Source organism: Oceanobacillus alkalisoli (genome assembly GCF_021556485.1).
Lineage (GTDB): Bacteria > Bacillota > Bacilli > Bacillales > Amphibacillaceae > Oceanobacillus > Oceanobacillus alkalisoli.
Genome location: NZ_JAKGBW010000003.1, coordinates 92,915 through 115,884 on the forward strand (window position 1 = coordinate 92,915; position 22,970 = coordinate 115,884).

At 40.6% G+C, this 22,970-nt stretch carries 20 protein-coding genes; all 20 read right to left on the reverse strand.

Annotated features, from left to right (window positions below; translation table 11 throughout):
• Positions 1 to 76: 76 nt before the first annotated feature.
• The 20 genes from dapG to rseP all read right to left on the reverse strand — a co-directional run bounded on the left by dapG (position 77) and on the right by rseP (position 22,970).
• On the reverse strand, positions 77 to 1,309 hold the full coding sequence (gene dapG, locus LZD48_RS04360) for an aspartate kinase (RefSeq protein WP_235761515.1): 1,233 nt from the start codon (positions 1,307 to 1,309) through the stop codon (positions 77 to 79).
• Positions 1,310 to 1,411: 102 nt separating this feature from the next.
• A complete protein-coding gene (locus LZD48_RS04365; RefSeq protein ID WP_235761516.1) occupies positions 1,412 to 2,458 on the reverse strand; it encodes an aspartate-semialdehyde dehydrogenase in 1,047 nt (348 codons plus the stop codon).
• Positions 2,459 to 2,524: 66 nt separating this feature from the next.
• Positions 2,525 to 3,112, reverse strand: coding sequence for a dipicolinate synthase subunit B (dpaB, locus tag LZD48_RS04370; RefSeq protein WP_235761517.1), 588 nt, complete (start codon positions 3,110 to 3,112; stop codon positions 2,525 to 2,527).
• A 2-nt stretch (positions 3,113 to 3,114) separates the two neighbouring features.
• A complete protein-coding gene (dpaA, locus tag LZD48_RS04375) occupies positions 3,115 to 3,990 on the reverse strand; it encodes a dipicolinic acid synthetase subunit A (protein ID WP_235761518.1) in 876 nt (291 codons plus the stop codon).
• A gap of 119 nt (positions 3,991 to 4,109) precedes the next feature.
• Positions 4,110 to 4,355, reverse strand: a complete 246-nt coding sequence (locus tag LZD48_RS04380; protein WP_235761519.1) for a YlmC/YmxH family sporulation protein — start codon at positions 4,353 to 4,355, stop codon at positions 4,110 to 4,112.
• A gap of 76 nt (positions 4,356 to 4,431) precedes the next feature.
• Positions 4,432 to 5,649 (reverse strand): M16 family metallopeptidase, encoded by a 1,218-nt coding sequence (locus LZD48_RS04385; RefSeq protein ID WP_235761520.1) that lies wholly within the window; start codon positions 5,647 to 5,649, stop codon positions 4,432 to 4,434.
• A gap of 27 nt (positions 5,650 to 5,676) precedes the next feature.
• Complete coding sequence (locus LZD48_RS04390; RefSeq protein WP_235761521.1) at positions 5,677 to 6,618, reverse strand: polysaccharide deacetylase family protein; 942 nt, start codon at positions 6,616 to 6,618, stop codon at positions 5,677 to 5,679.
• A 138-nt stretch (positions 6,619 to 6,756) separates the two neighbouring features.
• Positions 6,757 to 8,874, reverse strand: a complete 2,118-nt coding sequence (pnp, locus tag LZD48_RS04395; protein ID WP_235761522.1) for a polyribonucleotide nucleotidyltransferase — start codon at positions 8,872 to 8,874, stop codon at positions 6,757 to 6,759.
• 208 nt (positions 8,875 to 9,082) lie between these two features.
• Positions 9,083 to 9,352: a 30S ribosomal protein S15 gene (rpsO, locus tag LZD48_RS04400; RefSeq protein ID WP_235761523.1), complete on the reverse strand. Its 270-nt coding sequence runs from the start codon at positions 9,350 to 9,352 to the stop codon at positions 9,083 to 9,085.
• Positions 9,353 to 9,963: 611 nt separating this feature from the next.
• Positions 9,964 to 10,902 (reverse strand): bifunctional riboflavin kinase/FAD synthetase, encoded by a 939-nt coding sequence (locus LZD48_RS04405; protein ID WP_235761524.1) that lies wholly within the window; start codon positions 10,900 to 10,902, stop codon positions 9,964 to 9,966.
• Between the two features lie 10 nt (positions 10,903 to 10,912).
• The gene (truB, locus tag LZD48_RS04410; protein ID WP_235761525.1) at positions 10,913 to 11,815 is read right to left on the reverse strand and encodes a tRNA pseudouridine(55) synthase TruB; all 903 of its coding nucleotides are present in this window, start codon (positions 11,813 to 11,815) and stop codon (positions 10,913 to 10,915) included.
• 85 nt (positions 11,816 to 11,900) lie between these two features.
• Complete coding sequence (rbfA, locus tag LZD48_RS04415; protein ID WP_235761526.1) at positions 11,901 to 12,242, reverse strand: 30S ribosome-binding factor RbfA; 342 nt, start codon at positions 12,240 to 12,242, stop codon at positions 11,901 to 11,903.
• A 43-nt stretch (positions 12,243 to 12,285) separates the two neighbouring features.
• Positions 12,286 to 12,564, reverse strand: coding sequence for a DUF503 domain-containing protein (locus LZD48_RS04420; protein WP_235761527.1), 279 nt, complete (start codon positions 12,562 to 12,564; stop codon positions 12,286 to 12,288).
• Entirely contained in the window at positions 12,561 to 14,690 is a 2,130-nt protein-coding gene (gene infB / locus LZD48_RS04425; RefSeq protein ID WP_235761528.1) for a translation initiation factor IF-2, read from the reverse strand. Before infB ends, LZD48_RS04420 begins: the two co-directional genes overlap by 4 nt.
• Positions 14,691 to 14,793: 103 nt before the next feature.
• Entirely contained in the window at positions 14,794 to 15,096 is a 303-nt protein-coding gene (locus LZD48_RS04430; protein ID WP_235761529.1) for a L7Ae/L30e/S12e/Gadd45 family ribosomal protein, read from the reverse strand.
• The gene (gene rnpM, locus LZD48_RS04435) at positions 15,093 to 15,365 is read right to left on the reverse strand and encodes an RNase P modulator RnpM (RefSeq protein ID WP_235761530.1); all 273 of its coding nucleotides are present in this window, start codon (positions 15,363 to 15,365) and stop codon (positions 15,093 to 15,095) included. Before rnpM ends, LZD48_RS04430 begins: the two co-directional genes overlap by 4 nt.
• 11 nt (positions 15,366 to 15,376) lie before the next feature.
• Positions 15,377 to 16,489, reverse strand: coding sequence for a transcription termination factor NusA (gene nusA, locus LZD48_RS04440; RefSeq protein ID WP_235761531.1), 1,113 nt, complete (start codon positions 16,487 to 16,489; stop codon positions 15,377 to 15,379).
• A 17-nt stretch (positions 16,490 to 16,506) separates the two neighbouring features.
• A complete protein-coding gene (rimP, locus tag LZD48_RS04445) occupies positions 16,507 to 16,974 on the reverse strand; it encodes a ribosome maturation factor RimP (RefSeq protein WP_235761532.1) in 468 nt (155 codons plus the stop codon).
• Between the two features lie 243 nt (positions 16,975 to 17,217).
• Entirely contained in the window at positions 17,218 to 21,504 is a 4,287-nt protein-coding gene (locus LZD48_RS04450; RefSeq protein ID WP_235761533.1) for a PolC-type DNA polymerase III, read from the reverse strand.
• Positions 21,505 to 21,695: 191 nt separating this feature from the next.
• A complete protein-coding gene (gene rseP / locus LZD48_RS04455; protein WP_235761534.1) occupies positions 21,696 to 22,970 on the reverse strand; it encodes an RIP metalloprotease RseP in 1,275 nt (424 codons plus the stop codon).

Genomic DNA, 22,970 nt, shown 5'->3' on the forward strand with positions numbered 1-22,970 from the left:
TCATTGGTGGAGAGTTCCATGTATTCAGGCACTCCAATTAAAAAAAGACGGGACAATCAATGATTGTCAGCCGTCCTTAAAGCAAGCTTGATACTTTTTCACTTAATCTGAAGGTTTCATGTAGAGCATTCACTGCTTGTTTTAATTTTTCTTCAGGAACCAACACCCAAATGGTCGTGTGGCTGTCTGCTGCTTGCAGAATTTGAATATCTTGCTCTACTAATGCGGAAACGATTTTCGACGCTACTCCCGGGATACCGGTCATTCCTGCTCCGACTGCAGCAATTTTTGCACAATGTTCGGCCATTGTTACATGGAGATCTAATTGCTTGAAGATTTGTTTTGCGTATGGAAGAGTTACGTTCGGCAAGGTGAATGCCAGTTGATTTGGAGAGATATTAATAAAATCAATAGAAATCCCAGCAGCAGCTAATGCCTTAAATATAGCCGTCATGGAATAATCTGGGTTTTCTTTGCGCTTAATTTTCACTTGTGCAATTCCGGCTTGATGGGCGATTCCAGTTATTAGTTTCTTTTTGTTCCTTGGTTGTTTACCGTCTTCTTGCATGTTTGAGATAATGGTTCCATGATTCCGTTTATAGGTGGAACGTACATGAAGTGGTAGTTTCGCTTGCATTGCGATTTCAACAGCTTGCGGATGAATGACTTTAGCTCCTTGGTACGCAAGATTACAGGTTTCCGAATACGTGCAATTCGTTAGTACTTGAGCAGAGGTGACAAGTTTTGGATCAGCGGTCATGACTCCGTCAACATCCGTAAAAATTTCTGCCCGAACTGCTTCCGTCGCTACAGCAAGAGCAGCAGCTGTCGTATCGCTTCCTCCCCTGCCAATCGTTGTTATGTCACCATTCTTTGTCTCACCTTGGAAGCCAGCTACTACAACACAATCGTAAGTATCAAAGGCATGTAGCAACCGTTTTGGATTCACATGTTGAATCCTTGCATTCATGTGATTTTCCGTCGTCATTATTCCCGCTTGTGCCCCTGTAAAAGCTGTCGCACGCACTCCTGCTCGCTTTAGTTCATTCGCTACAACAACTGCTGAAATAATTTCCCCGCAAGATAACAGGAGATCAAGTTCTCTATCTGCAGCGTTTGTTTCGGGGTAATTCACTAATTGCAGCAAGGAATCAGTTGCATAAGGTGCAGGAACTTTACCGAGGGCGGAAACGACAACTACCACCTTATAATTTTCTTCAATTGCTTCTTTCACATGATAAAGCACGTGTTTGCGGGAGCTTGGCGTTTGTAATGAAGTACCACCAAATTTCTGCACGAGAAGTTGCATTTCTTCACCTCTCTTTTAAATAAAACAGCTACCATTACTTCTATATTTGTTTAAAGAATGTAATTAGTAGCTGCTTTGTTTATCATTTTAACGTTTTATAGTTTATAACCAATCATTCTCTACTACAGATTGGGCAATTTGAACCGTGTTTAATGCTGCACCCTTCACTAAATTATCGGAAACAATCCATAAGTGGAAGCCATTTGCTTTATCCGGGTCTTTCCTTACACGGCCAACAAACACTTCATCTTTATCGGCAGATGATAATGGAGTCGGATAGACTTGTGCAGCCGGTTCATCTTGTAATACGATTCCTGGAGCTGTTTCAAGTACTTTCCAGAGATCTTCTACAGTCACATCATCTTTATCAATTTCAATATATACACTTTCCGCATGAGATGTGAAAACCGGTAACCGAACACAGGTTGCCGCGACTGATAACGCCTGATCATGAAGTATTTTCTTCGATTCATTAATCATCTTCCACTCTTCCTGTGTGTATCCTCCATCTGAAAATACATCAATCTGTGGCAGGGCGTTAAAAGCAATTGGATAATGCTTCTCTTCTCCACCTACAGGTAAGACGTTCGCTTCCATTTCCTTGCCATTAATATATTGCTCCGTTTGCTTATTTAGCTCATTAATCGCATTATCACCAGCACCAGAAACTGCTTGGTAAGTGGAGACAATTATTCTTGAAAGACCAAACGCATCTTTAATCGGATTTAATGCGGCAACCATTTGAATTGTTGAACAATTTGGGTTAGCGATAATCCCTTTATGATCTTTAATATCTTCTTTGTTTACTTCTGGAACGACTAGGGGTACACCTTCTGTCATACGGAAGGCACTTGTATTATCAATAACGACTGCACCGCGTTCTACTGCTTCATTTGCTAATGCTTTCGTTACAGATCCGCCTGCTGAGAAGAGGGCAATATCGACCCCTGCAAAACTTTCCGGTGTTGCTTCTTCAATCGTTTTCTCTTCCCCTTTGAATTCGACTGTTTTACCTGCAGAACGTTTTGAGGCTAATACCTTTAACTCGTTAATGGGAAATTCTTTTTCCTCTAAAATTTGTAATATTTTCTTTCCTACAGCCCCTGTTGCACCGACTACGGCTATATTGTAAGCATTTTTTTCTGCCATTTCTCGTTACTCCCTTCAATTGCTCTAAATATTTGTACTGTTAGCGTCATATTATAACATAAAATTCTAATTATAAGAAATGATAATTGGTTGAAACTGATTTTTAGTTAGTGCAAATTTAATTGTGTCATGAAGAGACGGCCAATCCGCAACGAGCGAATTGGGTTTATCAAACGGTGCATCCTGACCGAATGGAATAAAGAATATATTTTTCGTCGCGATTAAACGCATTAAGTTCATTCCGTTCAAACCGAGGGCATCATTCGTCGAAACGCCCAAAACAACAGGAGAATCATTACGAAGGGTTGCCTTTGCAGCCATTAAGACAGCATTATCTGTGACTGCATTTGCTAATTTACTCAAAGAATTCCCTGTTAACGGCGCTATAACCATACAATCCAACGGAATTTTCGGACCAAATGGTTCAGCTTCGACAATGGTTGAAACTACTGGCTTACCAGTAATTTCCTCTATTTCTTTAATTTTATCTACTGCTTTACCATGGACCGTATCCGTATTCTTCACCGCATTTGTAATAAATGGGTATACATCTGCCCCTTCCTTTACAAGACGGGTAAGCTCTTTAAATACGAAAACATGGGAATGATGGGAACCTGTAATACCGAAACCAATTTTCTTTCCAGAGAGTGACATGTTTATCTCCTTCCCTCTATAACTTGCGTAATGACATTCGCTAAAATCTTCCCAGATGTCTTCGGAGCAACAATGCCGGGGAGACTTTTTGCAAGAATGGCTTTAATCCCGCGTTTTTCAGCAAAATCAAAATCTGTTCCACCCGGATTAGAAGCGAGATCAATAATAACCGTGTGTGCCGGTAATTTCTCAATAGCTGTACGCTTAATAACAAGTGCAGGTATCGTATTAATCAATAAGTCACATTGATCAAGATGATCCGGCAGCTGTTCAATTGGTATCGCTTGAAGGTTCATCTCTGTAATCCGGGCCAGGTCACTTAAGCTTTTTGCAGCTACGCTTACGTTCGCCCCAAGACTAGAGAATTTATTAGCGATCGTATGACCGACACGACCAAATCCAGTTACAACGACATTGGATGAATGAATCGTATAATCCGTGTGCTCAATCGCCATCATGATTGCACCTTCAGCGGTAGGTATCGAGTTATAAATTGCAACGTCATCCCGGTTAAGAAGTGGTACAAGTTCAATTCCATTCATTTCAGTCTGTTCCTTTAAAAAATTATTTGCTATTCCAGTAAACATAATGGCTGATTTCTTTAAGTTTTTAAACCATTCTTTTGTTAGTTGCAGCGGCTGATCGGAAAAAACAGTTTCTATATTACCGGATTCGTCCGTACCGGTAATCGGCAATATTAAACCATCTAGATCAGCAGGCTGAATCTCTGATAAATCGCTTTGCTTTAACCCTGTAAAGCTTTGGTCTAATTTATCAAAACCAATTAGAACAATTGATATACCTGGTAATGCTTGCAGCTGGCGTATCAACTCCAGGTAGCGAGCATCGCCGCCAATTACAGCAATGAGTTGCTCCATTATTGCCACTAACCTCCAAACATCATTTTCTCTCTATAGAATATGATGATTGCGCCTTAGAGTGATTGCAGATGGGATAATAAATGAAAAAAGGCTGATATCTCAAGATATCAGCCTTTTCATTCCATAAAATCCTCGGATTCCACAACGATCATGTCTTCTCCGATTACTTTAATGTTTCGCCAGCGGATTAATGATTCGTCATCTTCCTTTTTTAAGCCGAACCATTTATAGGACGGGATAATAAATGCTTCAATTTGTCCTGTCTGTTCATTAATTTCCAAATCCGTCTGGCCGAGCACACCCAATTTAATCCCTTGCTTCACATCAATAATCTCTTTTCCACTAATATCCCTGAACCTCATGCTTATCCCTCCATAATCCAGCTTATGCAAGGCGATAGAAAGTCATGAAGGAAATGAAAGAAAAACCGGGCATCCTTTATTCATTGGATGAAATGATTGCTGTCGCTGGTTTTGATTTAAATATTTGATCAATGACATTACGAACGGAATGATGAGAAATCCAATCGATTTCTTTAATCATTTCATCTAATGAGCGATGTCTCTTCAATAACAATTCATTTCTTCCATTCCTGCTCATCCTGCTGCTTGTGCTTTCCAAACTCAGCACAAGATTTCCTTTTAATTGTTCTTTACTATTATGTAGCTCTTTATCTGTTATGCTTTGTTCAACAAGCTGCTCAATCGTGTCATCAATTGTTTGCTGGAGTTTAGCTAATTGATTATTGCCAGTACCAGCATAAATCGTGAGTAAACCGTCTTCTAGAAACGATGCATGATAGGAAAAAACAGAATAGGCAAGTCCTTGATTCTCGCGGACATCCTGGAAAAGTCGAGAACTCATGCTCCCACCGAGCACATTGTTTAATAAAATCAAGCTATATGTAGATGTATCATTAATCGGTAACCCTCGATAACCAAGGCATAGATGAGCCTGCTCTGTATCTTTTTTCTTTATGATCGATCCTCCAACGAAAAGAGGTGTTATTTCCTCAGCTTTTTTACTAGAGTGCGTGAACGTACCGAATTGTTCATCAATCTTTTTAACAAACGCCTCATCCGCGTTCCCAGCTATGGAAATAACAATGTTTTCCGGAGTGTACTGCTCATCCATATAGTCCTTTAGCATGGCCGGATGGAATGACTCCAATTGCTTCTCAGATCCTATAATAGGATATCCAAGCGGATGACTGCCAAAAGCTGCTTGAGCGAGGAAGTCATGTACAATATCGTCTGGTGTATCCTCATACATTTTTATCTCTTCATAAACTACTTTCTTCTCTCGCTCCATCTCTTCTTCATCGAAAGTCGAATTGAAAAACATATCCGCAAGAATTTCTAAAGCGAGTTCTTTATGGGTATCAAGAACTTTTGCATAAAAACAAGTGTACTCCTTAGAGGTGAAGGCATTGATCTGACCTCCAATGGAATCGAATGCTTCTGCTATGTCACGAGCTGTTCGTGTCTTTGTCCCCTTAAACAGCATATGTTCAATAAAATGGGATATGCCGTTGTTCTCAACCGTTTCATTTCGTGAACCTGTCAAAATCCAAATTCCGATTGTGACGGAACGAACAGCTGGGATTGTTTCAAGTACAATACGCAGTCCGTTTTTACTCTGGTGCTTCTGAATCAAGGTTGCTCCCCCCTAAAAATGTTCAAATTATCGTTCTGTACTTAAAAGGGTATCTAGTCTGCCTAATCGAAAATCCTTATTTTTAAGGAGCATGATTAATTCATCTAGCCCTTCTTCGATGACTGGTGTCGGGTGCATTAAAATAATTGCACCTGGATGAACTTTTTCATTTACGCGATTTATCATAACAGAAACAGATGGTTTCTTCCAATCTACAGTATCTGTCGTCCATAAAACCGTTTCCATTCCTTGTGCACTAGCAACTTCAATAACTTCATCTGTAAAACTTCCACTCGGTGGTGTGAAGTAATTTGGAGTTTCCCCTGTAATTGCGGTAAGGATCTCATTCGTCTGCTTGATTTGGGTTTCAATCTCTTGCGTGTTTAACCGTGCCATATCTGGATGATTATAGGCATGGTTCCCAATGAGATGTCCCTTTTCCATAATCATTTTAACGATTTCAGGATTTTCCCTCGCCCATTTCCCTTCAATGAAAAAGTTTGCTTTCACTTGATGTTCCTGTAACGTGTTTAGGATTGCTGGGATATGCTCATTACCCCAAGAAACATTAATCATAAATGATACCATTTGTTTTTCCGGATGTCCACGATAAATTGGCGCTGGTTCAAGATCACTTAAATTTACTTTAGGACGTACTTCGTCAAAGATAAGTAAATCTTCTTGAAAAACGCCAGCTTCCTTCATCTTCTCATAGGATTTTTCAACATTTATATCTCTGCCATTTCGTCCGGGTGTTTTTTTGTAGACGCGGTCGATATAAGCATTTTGTGGTGCCTCCTTATATTCTTCATTTGCTGCTTTTTGCTCGATTTCGGTATATAATTTATCATTTCCCGGATTCAGAACGGGTGCTGCCCCGTCCATAAATGGATTATGATTCAAACGAAATGCAGCAAATAGTATGAGTATGAATACTAGTACGTTCACATATTTTTTATACGCTCGCATGTCACCGCCCCCTACAATCAATGTATGCGGCGGTAGGACAAGGTATGTAGAAATGAGCAATTAAAAAAAGAAACTGAAATTATTCCTCAGCTTCTTTTTGTGATTGAAGTGATTCGATCTCTTTTGCAATCAAATCACTTATTTATTTGCTTTTTCTTCCCGTTCTTTTTCTTCTACCAAGACTGCTTTTCTTGACAGATTAATTCGGCCTTGTCTATCAATTTCTTTTACTTTGACAAGGATTTCATCTCCGATTGTAACGACGTCTTCTACTTTATTCGTACGCTCAATTTGCAATTCGGAAATATGAACAAGACCGTCTTTTCCTTTGAATAGTTCAACGAATGCACCAAACTTCTCAATACGTTTAACAGTACCAAGATACATTTGACCGACTTCTACTTCACGAACAATATCTTCAATTATCTTCTTCGCTTTTTCATTCATTTGCTGATCAGTTGAAGAGATATAGACACTGCCATCTTGTTCAATATCGATTTTCACGCCAGTTTCATCAATGATTTGGTTAATCTGTTTTCCACTTGGTCCAATGACATCACGGATTTTATCCGGATTAATGTCCATGGTCATGATTTTAGGTGCAAATGGCGATAATTCTGTTTTAGGCTCTGCAATTGTTGCAAGCATGGATTCAAGAATCTGCATCCGGCCTGTTTTTGCTTGTTCCATTGCTTCTTCTAAAATCTCACGGGAAAGTCCGTCAATTTTAATATCCATTTGAAGTGCAGTGATTCCATTTTCAGTACCAGCAACTTTAAAATCCATGTCACCTAGTGCATCTTCCATACCTTGGATATCTGTCAGGATTGTATAATCTTCTCCAGACTTAACAAGACCCATCGCAATCCCGGCAACCGGCGCTTTTATCGGAACACCTGCATCCATCAATGCTAAAGTACTCGCACAAATACTCGCTTGTGAACTTGAACCGTTTGATTCCAATACTTCAGAAACGAGACGGATCGTATACGGGAAATCATTTTCGGATGGAATCACTTTTTCAAGGGCGCGTTCACCTAAAGCACCGTGACCAATTTCCCTTCTTCCTGGACCGCGAATCGGACCTGTTTCCCCGACACTATACTGCGGGAAGTTATAGTGGTGCATGAAACGTTTTGATTCTTCTAAATCAAGCCCGTCCAAAATCTGAACGTCACCAAGGGCTCCTAATGTACAAATGCTTAAAGCTTGAGTTTGCCCACGTGTGAAGAGACCTGAACCATGGGTACGCGGTAAAAGATGGGTACGACTTGATAATGGTCTAACTTCATCCGGCTTTCTTCCGTCTGGGCGAATTTTTTCCTTCGTGATGAGCCGACGTACTTCCTCTTTCACCATGTTTTCAAGGATGTTCTTCACTTGTTTAAGGGTATCCGCTTCTGTTTCCTCATCATAAACAGCAAGCACTTCTTCTTTTACAGCTGCAATCGCATCTTCACGTTCATGCTTTTCCTTCACTTGAATAGCTGCAGTAAGCTTGTCTTTTGCTTCAAGTTCAATTTTTGCCGTAAGTTCCTCGTCAAGTTCAAATAAGCTCACTTCAGATTTTTCGATATTTACTTGAGATATGATTTCTTCCTGGAATGCAACTAATCGTTTAATTTCCTCATGGCCGAACATGATCGCTTCAAGCATCACTTCTTCCGGAACTTCCTCCGCCCCGGCTTCCACCATGTTGACTGCATCCTTCGTTCCTGCTACGGTAAGCTCGATATCACTTTTCTCTTGCTGTTCAATTGTTGGATTAATAATGAATTCTCCATCCACTCTTCCAACTTGAACACCTGCGATTGGCTCCTGGAACGGAATATTGGAAATGGATAGTGCAATGGAAGAGCCGATCATTGCAGCAATCTCCGAGGAACAATCTTGGTCCACACTCATGACGGTACTGATAACTTGTACTTCATTACGGTAGCCATCAGGGAAGAGTGGGCGAATTGGGCGGTCAATAAGACGTGAAGCTAGAATTGCCTTTTCACTTGGTCTTCCTTCCCGCTTAATGAATCCACCTGGAATTTTACCGACGGCGTATAACCGTTCCTCATAATTTACCGTCAATGGAAAGAATGGTAAATCTTTCGGTTCCTTTGAACCTGTGGCAACTGCCAGTACAGATGTATCACCGTAATGGATCATTGCTGCACCGCCAGCTTGTTTAGCAAGCTCACCTATTTCCACTGTAAACGTGGAGCCTGAAATCTCTGTCGAAAAAACTTGTTTTTCTTCTATCATCTAGTTTGGTACTCCTTTCAATACAACATCCTCATCATTAGTATAAACAATTCTCACTTAAAGCTTTCAAGTAGTTCTTTCTTCTAGAATATACGATAGCAGTAGGAGAATCAAACGGTACGTCTAATCAGGAGCGTAATATCAATTATATCTATAAATATAAAATGCTTAAAAGAAAAAGCAGGATTTCTCCTGCTTTTCTTTAAGCTTATCGACGTAAGCCGAGTTTTTGAATTAGATCGCGGTAACGTATAATATCTTTATTACGTAGATAGTTTAATAGGTTACGGCGTTTACCGACCATTTTAAACAGACCGCGGCGAGAATGATGGTCTTTCTTATGAGCGCGAAGGTGCTCATTCAGTAGGTTAATCTCTTCTGTAAGTACAGCAATTTGTACTTCAGGAGAGCCTGTGTCCGTATCATGGACTTTAAATTCATTAATAATCTCATTCTTACGTTCTTGTGAAATCGCCATTTGGTCCACCTCCTATAAAAATTGTATAGCCCCAATCCCCTAGCAATCGTCGGAGATACGATTTGCCAAGCGATGGTTTATCTACATTAGTATAGCTTGAGCTACAGATAAAATCAAGTTTTTAATCGATATTTCTTTATAAAGAAATACTTTCACCTTCATTCAGCGTAAGCGCAACTTTCTTCCGGGGGTCCGCAGTACCGATACCTCTCGCTTTCCGTGGGCGGCTGGTGAGCCTCCTCGGGCTGTCGCCCTGCGGGGTCTCACCTAGGCCTGTCCTCCCACAGGAGTCTCGAGGTATCGGGACTGCTCCCAGCAAAAACCTGACTTGGAACCCTGTTTATTATATCAGGAATAGAACGCTTATCATAACACGGGATAGATACCATTGATAATAACCCTCTCTACCAGTTCAGTTGCCCGGCGGACGGTGACTCCTACGGGAAAAGCACGTGTCCAGACCAGAGCAGGAAGCGGTTTTCTTCCGAGGAGGCTGAGGCCGTGCCCTTAGAATGCGCATCCGTCCGCCGGGCAACTGAACGGCGACCAGAACGCTAAACTTAATGAATGATCAAAACCCTTACGCTGAATGGGAGTAGTAAGTTTGGTGTTTAACGGAAATAATTGCGGATTGTTTCTTCGTCATCGGCAAGCTGGGCGATTAGCTCTTCTTTGCCGGCAAATTTCTTCTCATCCCGTATAAACTCATGCCACTCCAGCTGTAATTCTTCTCCGTATAAATCATTATTATAATCAAAAATGTTTACCTCAACAGATAAATTTCCTTTATCTTCTTTGAAAGTCGGGTTTGTTCCGACACTTGCCATTCCTTCATAAATTGCATTTTTATATCTTACTTTTACAGCATAGACACCGAGTTTAGGAAGGAGTGCATCTTCGTTAATCTTTAAATTTGCTGTCGGATATCCTAATTCCGGGCCTCCGCGCTGGGCACCATGAATAACGACACTTGTATATTTTAAGGGTCGTCCGAGCAACCGATTAATCGTTGCAACTTCGCCTTGTTTTAACAAATCTCTTATCCTCGTAGAGCTTACCTTTTCGTCATCCATCGTTACTTTATCGATTACAGTATAATCAAATCTGCCTCTGGAATAGTCCGAGATATTCGACATATTCCCAGCCCCTTTATGTCCAAAGCTATAATCAAAGCCTGCAACAAGATGCTTTATATGTAAGCCGATTATGAAATGATCAATGAAATCTTCAGGACTTAGCTTCGATAGTTCTTCATTAAATTTAATAATATATAGCCGATCAACATTCATTTGTTGAAGGATTTCCTGTTTTTCACGGAGAGGTGTAATATATTGCACATGCTCTGTTCCTTTCTTTAAGACAACAGAGGGATGGGGATGAAATGTTATGACAGCACTCTCCATGTTTTTTTCCTTTGCGACTTCGACAGCCTTCTCGATTAATCGCTGATGTCCTTTATGTATCCCATCAAAAAAACCAATCGCACATACAGTTTCGGGGATATCTGCTTCTGTAAGGGTATGCGGATAAGTTAATTCAAAAGTTCTCATATCTATTCACCTACTTTTTATCAAACTGAAATACACGAACAGGCTTTATTTCTCGCTCGTTCTTTTCATGAATCTGATAGATGGCCAGCAGCTCACCTTGATGCATCATTAAGAATGGATTCGTCTCCGGCAATTCGTCGGGTCTTGACAGTTTTTGACCATATTGCACTTTATGCTTTACTTGTTCAGACACTTCAAGAGCAGATAAATGATCGACGCCAGTGAGGAGAGGCTTTAGCCATGCAGCTCGTTCCAGATCATTAGACGCCTGTTCAATCTGATCGAAAGTGATTGCTTCTTGTTTTGTAAAGTTTCCAGTCCGGATCCGCTCAAGAAATGACATATGAGCAGGGTACCCCAACTGCTTTCCAATGTCGACACATAGCGTTCGGATATAAGTACCCTTCGAACAAGTAACTTGGAATCGGATTGTATGATCATTTTCATTTTGTGCTATGCGTTCAATAGAATGTACCTCGATATTACGTACTGGACGCACGACTTCTTCATTCGCTCTTGCATATTCATAAAGTTTCTTTCCATTTACTTTAACAGCTGAATACATTGGCGGGATTTGCTTCGTTACGCCTAAAAAAGACTGTAAGCAAGCATCTATTTCACCGATTTCAGGGAAAACATCGACATTCACTGCTTCAACAATTCCACCATAGCTATCTTCTGTTTCTGTTGTTTGACCGAGTTTTACTTCAGCGATATATGTTTTCTTTGTATCTGTTAAAAATGGCACGATTTTCGTAGCTTGACCAATACAAATAGGAAGTACCCCTTCCACTTCTGGATCAAGTGTCCCAGTATGTCCAACCTTTCTTGTCTTGTACAGTCTTCTAATTTTCATGACGCAATCATGAGAGGTCATCCCTCTTGGTTTCCATAATGGCAAAATTCCGTTCATATCATTCACTTCCGTTCCATACAGGTAAAAGAATCATGGAAAAATCTGACCCTGTCCACATAAGATAAGGAGTCAGATTTACCATTTATTTATTTAAATCTCGCAAAATAGATTCGATTCGATTCCCGTACTCATAAGCTTCGTCAAATTCAATAAGCAGCTCAGGTGTCTTTCTAAGACGGATTCGTTTTCCGATTTCTGAACGGATGAACCCTTTAGCCTTCGTCAATCCGAGTAGTGTATCTTGTTTTTCTTTCTCCGAGCCAAGTACAGAAATATAGATGGTAGCTTGCTGAAGGTCTCCTGTGACTTCCACATCTGTAACTGTTACAAAACCAATTCTCGGATCCTTCAGTTTCGTCGTTAAAATTTCACCTAATTCTTTTTTCATCTGTTCAGCAACCCGATTAGCACGTAATTCCGACATCTTCTCACCTCATTCATAAAATCACTAATCGTTTGAAGGAGGGTTAGCGTTCCTCAACCGTCGTAATGGTTCGCTCCAGTTCCGGATACTGATCAAGCACCCGCAATACCTGCTGGATTACTTTTTCTGCATGTACTGCGCTTTCTGATACTGTCACAACGCCAAACTTTGTCCGCTGCCAGAGATCTTGATATTCTAACTCGGCAACGGCAACATTAAAGTCTTTCGTCAATTTGGCAAATATCCTTTTCAATAAAGAGCGTTTCGCTTTAAGCGAATTCCCTTCGTAAAAGAAGCACTCTATTTCCGCATAGAGAATCATGTATGTTTGATTTCCTCCATAATAAATGCTTCGATAACGTCTCCTTCTTTTATATCATTAAAGTTCGAAATTGTAATTCCGCACTCGTAGTTTGTCGCTACTTCACGCACATCATCTTTAAATCGTTTCAATGCAGCAATTTCACCTTCAAATAGAACGACCCCGTCCCGGATTACTCTTACTCCTGAGTCTCTCGTAATCTTACCATCCGTTACATAGCTTCCAGCGATTGTTCCGATTCGGGAAACTTTAAACGTTTCGCGGACTTCCGCTTGTCCGATAACTTTCTCTTCGTATTCAGGATCGAGTAAACCTTTCATCGCTGCTTCGATTTCTTCAATTGCTTTATAGATGACACGATGCGTTCTTACATCGACTTTTTCTCTTTCCGCAGCATTTTTCGCATTTACATCAGGTCTTACGTTGAAGCCGATGACGATTGCGTTGGAAGCAGATGCGAGGATGATATCAGATTCCGTAATCGCACCTACACCGGTGTGGATGATTTTCACCTTAACGCCTTCAACTTCGATTTTTTGTAAAGAAGAAGAAAGTGCTTCAGCTGAACCTTGAACGTCTGCTTTAATAATAATATTTAAGTCTTTCATTTCACCTTGTTTAATTTGTTCGAATAAATCATCAAGGCTTACTTTGCTCTGTTGACCGCGATTTTCCACGATAAACTTCTGTTCCCGTGCTTCACCGACCTGTCTTGCCTTCTTCTCATCTTCAAAGACAAGGAATTGATCTCCAGCTTGCGGTACACCGCTAAGACCAGTAATCTCAACTGGTGTGGACGGTCCAACTTGTTCAATCCGTTCTCTCATATCATTCACCATCGCACGCACACGCCCGTATGTGTTTCCGACAACGAGGGAATCACCTACATGCAGTGTTCCATTTTGAACGAGCAAGGTCGCGACAGACCCTCTTCCTTTATCTAGTTGAGCGTCAATAACTGTACCAGATGCATTAGCGTTCGGATTCGCTTTTAATTCCTCAACTTCCGCGACAAGTAATACCATCTCAAGAAGATCATCAATACCTTCATGTTTGATCGCTGAGATATTAACGAAAATTGTATCTCCGCCCCAGTCTTCAGGAATCAGTTCATATTCCGTTAACTCTTGCATGACACGGTCGGGATTCGCTGATTCTTTATCCATTTTATTAACAGCCACAATAATCGGAACTTCAGCTGCTTTTGCATGGTTGATCGCTTCAACAGTCTGTGGCATTACACCATCGTCTGCAGCGACAACTAATATCGCAATATCCGTAACTTGAGCACCACGTGAACGCATGCTTGTGAAAGCGGCGTGCCCCGGTGTATCAAGAAATGTGATTTTTTTTCCATTTGATTCCACTTGATAAGCTCCAATATGCTGTGTGATTCCTCCAGCTTCTCCTGCTGTTACCTTTGTTTTTCGAATGGAGTCCAGTGTCGTTGTCTTCCCGTGGTCAACGTGCCCCATAATCGTCACAACTGCAGGACGTTCCTCTAAGTTCTCTTCTTTTTCTTCCACGCGATATTTCTCAAAATCTGTATCTTCTAACACAATTTCTTTTTCTACTTCAACATTGTACTCACCGCAGATTAATTCAATCGTATCATCATCAAGATCCTGGTTTTTCGTAGCCATAACCCCTAAAAACATGAGTCTCTTAATAATCTCAGATTCTTTTTTGTGTAGTTTTGCCGCAAGTTCACTAACCGTCAGCGTATTACCATACGTAATCTTGTCTGGTGTTAAATCTGGTGCGGGTTGTGCTGGCTTCCTTCTTTGCTGATCCCGTCTCTTATGATTACGACTTTTATTATGGTGAGTCTTTTGCTGTCCTCTTTTTCCTGTCATTTGTTGACTCCCTTTGTTGTTTTGTCTTTTATCAGAATACTTTTTATTATCTTCCTTTTTCTGGTTAGGTTTCGAATTCGTCGGTGTCTTCTGTCCTTCTTTATCGTTAGTCGATGGATTGAACTTTTTATCAAGTGATTTCACGGTGTTTTCCGATATCGTAGACATGTGATTCGTTACTTCCACATTCATTTCTTTTAAATAATTAATCACTTGTTTACTCGTTACTTGATTCTTTTTAGCATATTCATATACACGCATTTTAGTCATACGTTCACCCCCGAAATTAATTACCTTAGAAAACTTGGCATTCGTCAAGGTTTTACGGCGAATGCCTTAGTTGCACTTATGCAGTAAGAGAGGATTCACTTTCTTATCTGTCAAAATAGGAGCTGATTTTCTTAGCAAACCCTGCATCCAATATAGCAATTGCAACTCTTTGGGATTTCCCTATCGCATTCGATAATGTTTCCCTGTCGTCTTCCACAATAATATATGGAATCCGGTAGTACTTACATTTATCCGTAATGCGCTTTTTCGTCCGGTCCCCTGTATCACGGGCAAGTATTACGAGCTTCGCCTTCTCGCTGCGCACATCTCGTAAAATAGCATCTTCCCCGACGGAACATTTTCCGGCCCGAAAGGCGAGACCGAGTAAATTCAAATAATTGTTCATGATTCACTACTCACAAGCTTTCGTAATTCTTCATAGATTGTTGACTCAATCTCTGTATTTAATGTCCGGGCAAGAATGTTCGATTGTTCAGCTTTCTCGATTACTTCCAACGTTTTAGTTACGTATGCGCCCCTGCCGTTCTTTTTCCCTGTTGGGTCGACAAACACTTCCCCTTCTTTATTACGGACAATACGGATCAGTTCTTTTTTCGGTCGCATTTCACCGGTTACAACACATTTTCTTTCTGGTATTTTACGTTTTGTCGCCATTTCATTTCCTCCTATTCAAACAGATCGTCATCATTCATTGAATAAGATTCTTCTTCGGTTACTTCGCTATCAATTTCCATCAGGCCTTCATTTCTAGCCTCAGTTTCACTCTTGATATCGATTTTCCAACCGGTCAGCTTAGCAGCAAGCCTGGCATTCTGCCCACGTTTACCAATTGCTAGTGAGAGCTGGTAATCAGGGACAATAACCGTTGTTGCTTTTTCTTCTTCATTCACAAGCACGTCAATAACCTTGGAAGGACTGAGTGCATTCGATACGTAAACAACCGGGTCTTCTGCCCATTCAACGATATCAATCTTCTCACCCTTCAACTCATCGACAATTGCTTGGACACGCTGTCCTCTTGGACCGACACAAGAACCTACTGCATCAATCTCTTCGTTCTCCGCATATACGGAAATTTTTGACCGGTCGCCGGCTTCCCTTGCCACCGATTTGATTTCCACAATACCATCATAAATTTCAGGTACTTCCATTTCAAATAAACGCTTTAACAAGCCAGGATGAGACCTAGAAATATAGATCTGCGGCCCTTTGCTTGTATTTTCCACTTTCGTTACATATACTTTGAGACGGTCATGGATATCGTATTCTTCTGTCGGCATTTGTTCCGCTTCTGCAAGCTTTGCTTCAATCTTTCCTAAGTTTACGTAAATGAAGCGGGCATCTTTACGCTGGATGATCCCAGTCATGACGTCATCTTCCCGGTCGACATATTCGGAATAAATAACGCCCCGTTCTGCCTCTCTTACTCGCTGTGTCACTACTTGCTTAGCCGCTTGAGCCGCAATCCGACCAAAGTCTTTCGGTGTAACTTCCACTTCAATTACATCATCTAACTCATAATTCGGATCGATTTCTTTTGCTTCATCTAAAGATATTTCTTGTTGGCTGTCTTCTACTTCTTCTACAATTGCTTTTCTGGAAAAAACTTTCATACTGCCTTTTTCTTCATTAAGTTCAACTCGTACATTCGTTGCGGATTGAAAATTCTTTTTATAAGCCGATATTAATGCTGCTTCCAACGCTTCAATTAATATGTCTTTTTCAATGCCTTTTTCCTCTGCTAATAAATCAATCGCATCAAACAACTGACTGCTCACTTTTCATTGTCCCCCTTTTAAAACGTTACAGCTAATCTTGCTTTAGCTATCTTTTCATATGGAATTTCAACTTGTTTCTTTGCTGCTTTGACCTTATATTCAATGGTCAGATGATCATTTTCAAAGCTGGTTAATATACCTTCATATTCCTTCGCACCATCAATTGGTGCGTATAATGTTACATAAACATTTTTATTAACATTTGCTTTTAGATCTGCTTTTGTTTTTAGCGGTCTTTCTGCTCCAGGGGAAGAAACCTCAAGGAAATAGGCAGCTTTAATCGGGTCGGTTTCATCAAGCCTCTCACTCAGTTGCTCTGAAACAAGGCCGCATTCAGCGATATCGACACCACCCGGCTTATCAATATAAACACGCAAGAACCAATTTTTACCTTCCTTCACATATTCAATATCCACGAGTTCTAAACCATTTTCTTCTAAAATCGGATTCACTAATTGTTCTGTCGTTTCAATAACCGAAGTCATCCGTCATCCTCCTTCTACTACCATTTATTCCTTATTATGCACAAGTTTAATCTTTTTCATCTTAAAGTAGTAAAGTGGCAATATAAAACCCTAGCCTATTATGTAGGGGCTAGGGGCGAAGTTAGAGCATAAATTCTTAAGAAGAAGGAGTGGGCTTTAGACCCACTCCTTTAAATCGTTCAATCGACACTTTCCGAAAATTATTATATCATAGCTGGAATATGTTTGCAAATCACTGATATATTAAAAGAGAGAAAGTTGGTTCTTTTCTGCCATCCCCTCCAGACAGCCGTGTTGATCAAGATATTCAAGAACTGTCTTTGGAACTTTACTTCGTTCATGAAAATCTTCTTTCGATAAGAACTCTCCATCTTTTCTTGCTTCCACAATATTCAAAGCTGCGTTCGTACCTAGACCGTCGACTGCATTAAATGGTGGAATTAATGTATCTCCTTCCACAATAAATTCTGTTGCACTTGAACGGTATAAATCAACTTTTTGGAAAGAAAAGCCACGCTCACACATTTCAAGAGCAACCTCAAGAACGGTTAAGAGAGATTTCTCTTTCGGCGAAGCATCATTTCCTTTTGCTGTGATTCCGTCGATTTGTTGTCTGATTGCAGCTGAACCTTTAATCATGGAATCAAGGTCAAAGTCATTCGCACGGACAGTGAAATACGCTGCATAGAAAAGAATCGGGTGATGCACCTTGAAATATGCAATCCGTATTGCCATTAACACGTAAGCTGCTGCGTGGGCCTTAGGGAACATATACTTAATCTTTTTACAAGATTCAATGTACCAATCCGGCACGTTATGTTTCTTCATCTCTTCAATCCATTCGTCTTTCAATCCTCTTCCTTTACGGACGAATTCCATAATGGTAAAGGCAAGTGCTGGTTCGAGGCCTTTCTGCATCAGGTACACCATAATATCATCACGGCAACCAATTACATCAGACAATTCGCAAATTCCTTCATTAATTAAATCTTGAGCATTCCCTAACCATACATCCGTACCATGAGACAGCCCGGAAATAATTAATAACTCTGCAAACGTACTTGGTTTTGTATCTTCCAGCATCTGCCGGACAAAACGTGTTCCAAATTCCGGCACTCCAAGTGTTCCTGTTTTACAATTTATTTGTTCCGAAGTCACTCCGAGTGATTCCGTTCCAGAAAAGATTTTCATTACTTCCGCATCATCGGTAGGAATAGCTTGAGGGTCAATTCCACTCAAGTCTTGTAGCATCCGGATAACGGTTGGATCATCATGTCCGAGTATATCAAGTTTCAGCAGGTTCTCATCAATAGAATGGAAGTCAAAATGGGTCGTTCGCCACTCACTCTTCCGGTCATCTGCAGGAAATTGAATTGGTGTGAAGTCAAAGATTTCTTTATCCTCGGGAACAACAATTATTCCACCAGGGTGTTGACCAGTTGTCCGTTTTACTCCGGTACAGCCTTGAACAAGCCGATCGATTTCCGCCCGTTTAAATTTCAAATCCCGGTCATTTGCATAACCTTTAACATAACCATAAGCAGTTTTTTCTGCGACCGTTCCTATTGTTCCTGCTCGGTAAACATAATCGTCCCCAAATAGTTCTTTTGTATAATTATGAGCTCTTGGCTGATATGTACCAGAGAAGTTCAAATCAATATCCGGTACTTTATCTCCTTTAAACCCAAGGAACGTTTCAAATGGAATATCTTGACCATCTTTGGTTAAATCTGTTCCACATTCTGGACAAGCTTTATCAGGTAGGTCGAAACCACTTGCAACCGAACCATCTGTGATGAACTCGCTATAATTACAATCCAAGCAGACATAATGTGGCACAAGGGGGTTAACCTCTGTAATTTCCGTCATCGTAGCAACAAAAGACGAACCGACAGATCCCCTGGAACCTACAAGATAACCGTCGTCCAATGATTTTTTAACGAGTTTATGGGAAATCAGGTAAATAACAGAGAACCCGTTCCCAATTATACTATCCAACTCTTTTTCCAAACGAGCTGTAACAATTTCCGGTAGCGGATCACCATAAATTTCTTTCGCTTTTGTATAGCAAAGGTCCCGCATTTCTTGTTCTGCACCTTCGATCCTCGGTGTAAATAAGCCGTCTTTAATCGGAGAAATTGCTTCAATTCGATCAGCGAGCTCTTGTGTGTTTTTCACGACAACTTCATATGCTTTTTCTTCACCTAAAAACTTGAAGGCTTCAAGCATTTCTTCTGTCGTACGCATTGGTGTATCTGGTAATGTTTGGCGATTCAACGGATTCCCCGCTTGGGATGAGATCAATATTTGCCGGTATTGTTTATCATTTTCATCCAAATAATGGACGTTCCCAGTCGCTACTACGGGTTTATTCAGTCTTTCCCCTAATGCAATTAGCTTCTTCAGAATATCAAATATTTGCGCTTCGTTTTGTACTAGTTCTTTATCGATTAAATGGACATAGTTAGATGGTGGCTGTATTTCAATATAATCATAAAAGCTTGCTACTTTCTCCGCTTCATCCGCAGATGTTTGCATCATTTTTTCAAAAACTTCACCTTGATCACAAGCCGTCCCAATTATTAATCCTTCCCTGTTTTTCTCCAAGACGGAGCGGGGTATCCGCGGAACCCTGTAGAAATAATTAATATGGGCATAAGAAACAAGCTTGTACAAGTTCTTCAAACCAATTTCATTTTGGGCTAAAATCGTACAGTGAGATGGGCGGGAGCGCTGATAGGCATCACTTTCACCCATATGATCATTCAATTTCATATGATTCGTAATCTCTTGCTCTAGTAACTGCCGCACAAATTTCCACGTTAAATAACCTGTCGCTTCCGCATCATATATTGCTCGGTGATGCTGTGTCAATTCAATGTCCATATGTTTACACAATGTATTCAGACGGTGGTTTTTCAATTGTGGCAGTAAAAACCTTGCAAGTTCTAATGTGTCAATAACCGAATTTTTAACTTTTTCAATACCGATTCTTTCAAAACCCTGGTTAAGGAACCCAATGTCAAAGGATGCGTTATGGGCTACAAGAATATCGTCACCCATCCAATCGTAGAAGTCTTTTAAGACATCCCCTACTTCGGGTGCATTTCTTACCATGTCATCCGTAATCCCGGTTAAGTTAATCGTCGTTTCCGACAAGGCATGATGCGGATTAGCGAAAGATTCGAAGCGATCGACAATTTCGCCTTGTTGGATACGCACTCCTGCAAGTTCAATGATCGTATCATATACGGCGGAAAGCCCTGTCGTTTCCACGTCGAAAACGACATAACTTGCATCAGCGAGCTCAATGTCTGCTGAATTATAAGCAATCGGAACACCATCATCAACTAAATTCGCTTCTACTCCGTACAAAACTTTAATATCGTGCTTTTTACTAGCGTCATGTGCCTCCGGGAAACCTTGCACTCCGGCGTGATCTGTTATCGCGACAGCTTTATGTCCCCACTTTGCTGCTTGTGCGACGAGTGCACCAGGAGAGACGACCGCATCCATTTGACTCATCGTCGTATGTGCATGCAACTCGACCCGTTTTTCTTCTTCAGGTGCTGTATCCAAGCGCTCAGCTACTTCTACTTCTTGGATATCATTCGCCATCATTGCAAGCTCATTGGAATACATGTCTGTCTGGATACTTCCCCGTGCTTTAATCCATATCCCTTTTTTAGCAGATTTGAATTTCTCTGCATCTTCATCTCCGCGGGAAAACATTTTGATCTCTAATGAATCGGTGTAATCTGTTGCTTTTATGATGAGTAAACTACGTCCAGACCTTAGCTCTCTTATGTCCGATGAGAATACATAGCCTTGAACAGTGACCCTTCTTTCCTCTTCTTGGATAACTTCCATCGCTATCGGTTCGTCCGGAATCCGGTAACCGAGAAGTAATGGTTTATTATCATTTTCCACTTTAGCTTTATCACGTTTCGCCTTTTCTTTCACCGTGTTCATGACAATTCTCTGATCTTCAAGTACAGTCTGTTCTTTGAAGCGTTGGATGGCATCTGGGTTACTGTTCACTGTCATCTCTAACATGAATTGCATGGCACCAATAGCAGAAAAGTAGTTTTGCATCGGTTCAATTAATCTATTTTTCAAGGCTTGAGCCTCTGCTTCATTTCTTGCTGTTAACATAATTTTATTACCGTTAACTTTAGGAGTTTGTTGTTCAACTAGTTCTTTGTAAGCTGGAGATAGTGGCGGAACTTTTTGTAAGAAATCATTCCAATAACTAACTAAATTATCCTCAGCTATATCGGTGTCAGCTGCTTCAATCGTCAGCTCGACACTCGCTATTTCGCGAAAAGCATCGTTAAGTTTCATGCAAAAAACTTCATATACTTGATAAGGAAGGATAGAATCTACGTGTACATAAAAATGCCAGATTCGTGTTTTCTTATGAACAACTAATTTTTTTAAATAACTATTTGAAAAATGATTCGCCATATCCTGTGGAAGTTCGATCTGTTCGAGCAGGATATTCATTTTTTCTTGTTTGGATAAATCCATCATTTCTCCTCCCCTTGGTTATTAATTACACAACCATTTTAAAACCCTTAATCTTCATTATAAGACAAGGGTTTCGTAATTTGAACTATTTAAGATTAAACGATTTGAAAAGATACAATTCTATCCGGGGTCCGCGGTCCCGATACCTCTCGCTTTCCGTGGGGGCTGCGGAGCTGGGAAGAGTCGTTGGTTTACAGGAATAGTCGTTGGATGTCGTTCCAAGTTACTACGATCATGAGTAGCATGAGTAATGCGAATCCGACGAAATGGAAAAGTCCTTCTTTTTCAGGTGGAACTGGTTTGCCACGTAAGAGTTCAATTCCCACAAATAAGAGCCTGCCACCGTCAAGGGCTGGTAATGGAACAAGGTTGATGACACCTAAGTTTACACTGAGCATTGCTGTCCAGAGCAGGAAATTCCAGAATCCGGTTTGAACAATCTGGTCTGTTGCATCATATATCCCGACTGGCCCTGACAATAATTCGATGGATACTTGACCTGTAACTAACATCATTAGGTTAGTAAGAATGAGCTTTGTCGTTTCGTACGTTCGCTCAAAGCCATAGGTCAGTGTACCAAGAACTGATTTTTCATAAGCGGGAAAGACACCGATTTGTCCAATTTGAATCGGCTCTCCTTTTTCATCAACAGTTTCGATTTCATTGGGTGTAACCATAACTTGTTCTTTTTGACCCTCACGTACAAAGGTTAATTGCAGTTCACTAGCCGGGTTTTCCCGAACAATCGAAGTGAACTCCTCCCAAGTTGAAATTGGGGTATCATTAATCCGGGTTACTTCATCTCCCTCGACCATCCCAACTTCTGCAGCTGGAGAATCGTCAACGATTTCTCCCATCTTCGCTTCCTCAACCGGCGTTCCTTGAATGATACCTAAAATAATGAATATGACAATTGCCAGCACAAAGTTCATCATCGGACCTGCAAATAATTGCATTGCCCGCTGAGCAGGACTTTTCGAAGCAAATTGTCGATCATAGGGAGCGATTTGCGTCTCTCTCTCATCCATAATGAAAAACGCCTTTTCATCAACGTGGAACGTCAATTTCGTATCTTCATCATCCAATTCATAACCCTCAATAATTAAATCATGATCAAGATCGACGCGCTCCACTTCAATAATCCGTGCATTCGGATGCTTGTCTTTATTATTGACAATAATCTTATCTACTTTATTATCTTTATTAAAATCAAGACCAATATGATGTCCAGGTTTCAATTCAATTATTTCCGGGTCTTCACCTGCAACACGCACGTACCCGCCTGCTGGAATAAGACGAATGGTATACAGTGTTTCATTTCTTGTAAAAGAAAACACTTTTGGACCAAAACCGATTGCAAATTCTCTAGCTAACATGCCAGCGCGTTTTGCAAAGATTAAATGACCCCATTCATGAATAAAAACGAGCAGGCCGAACATAAATATAAAGGCGATAACTGTAGTCAA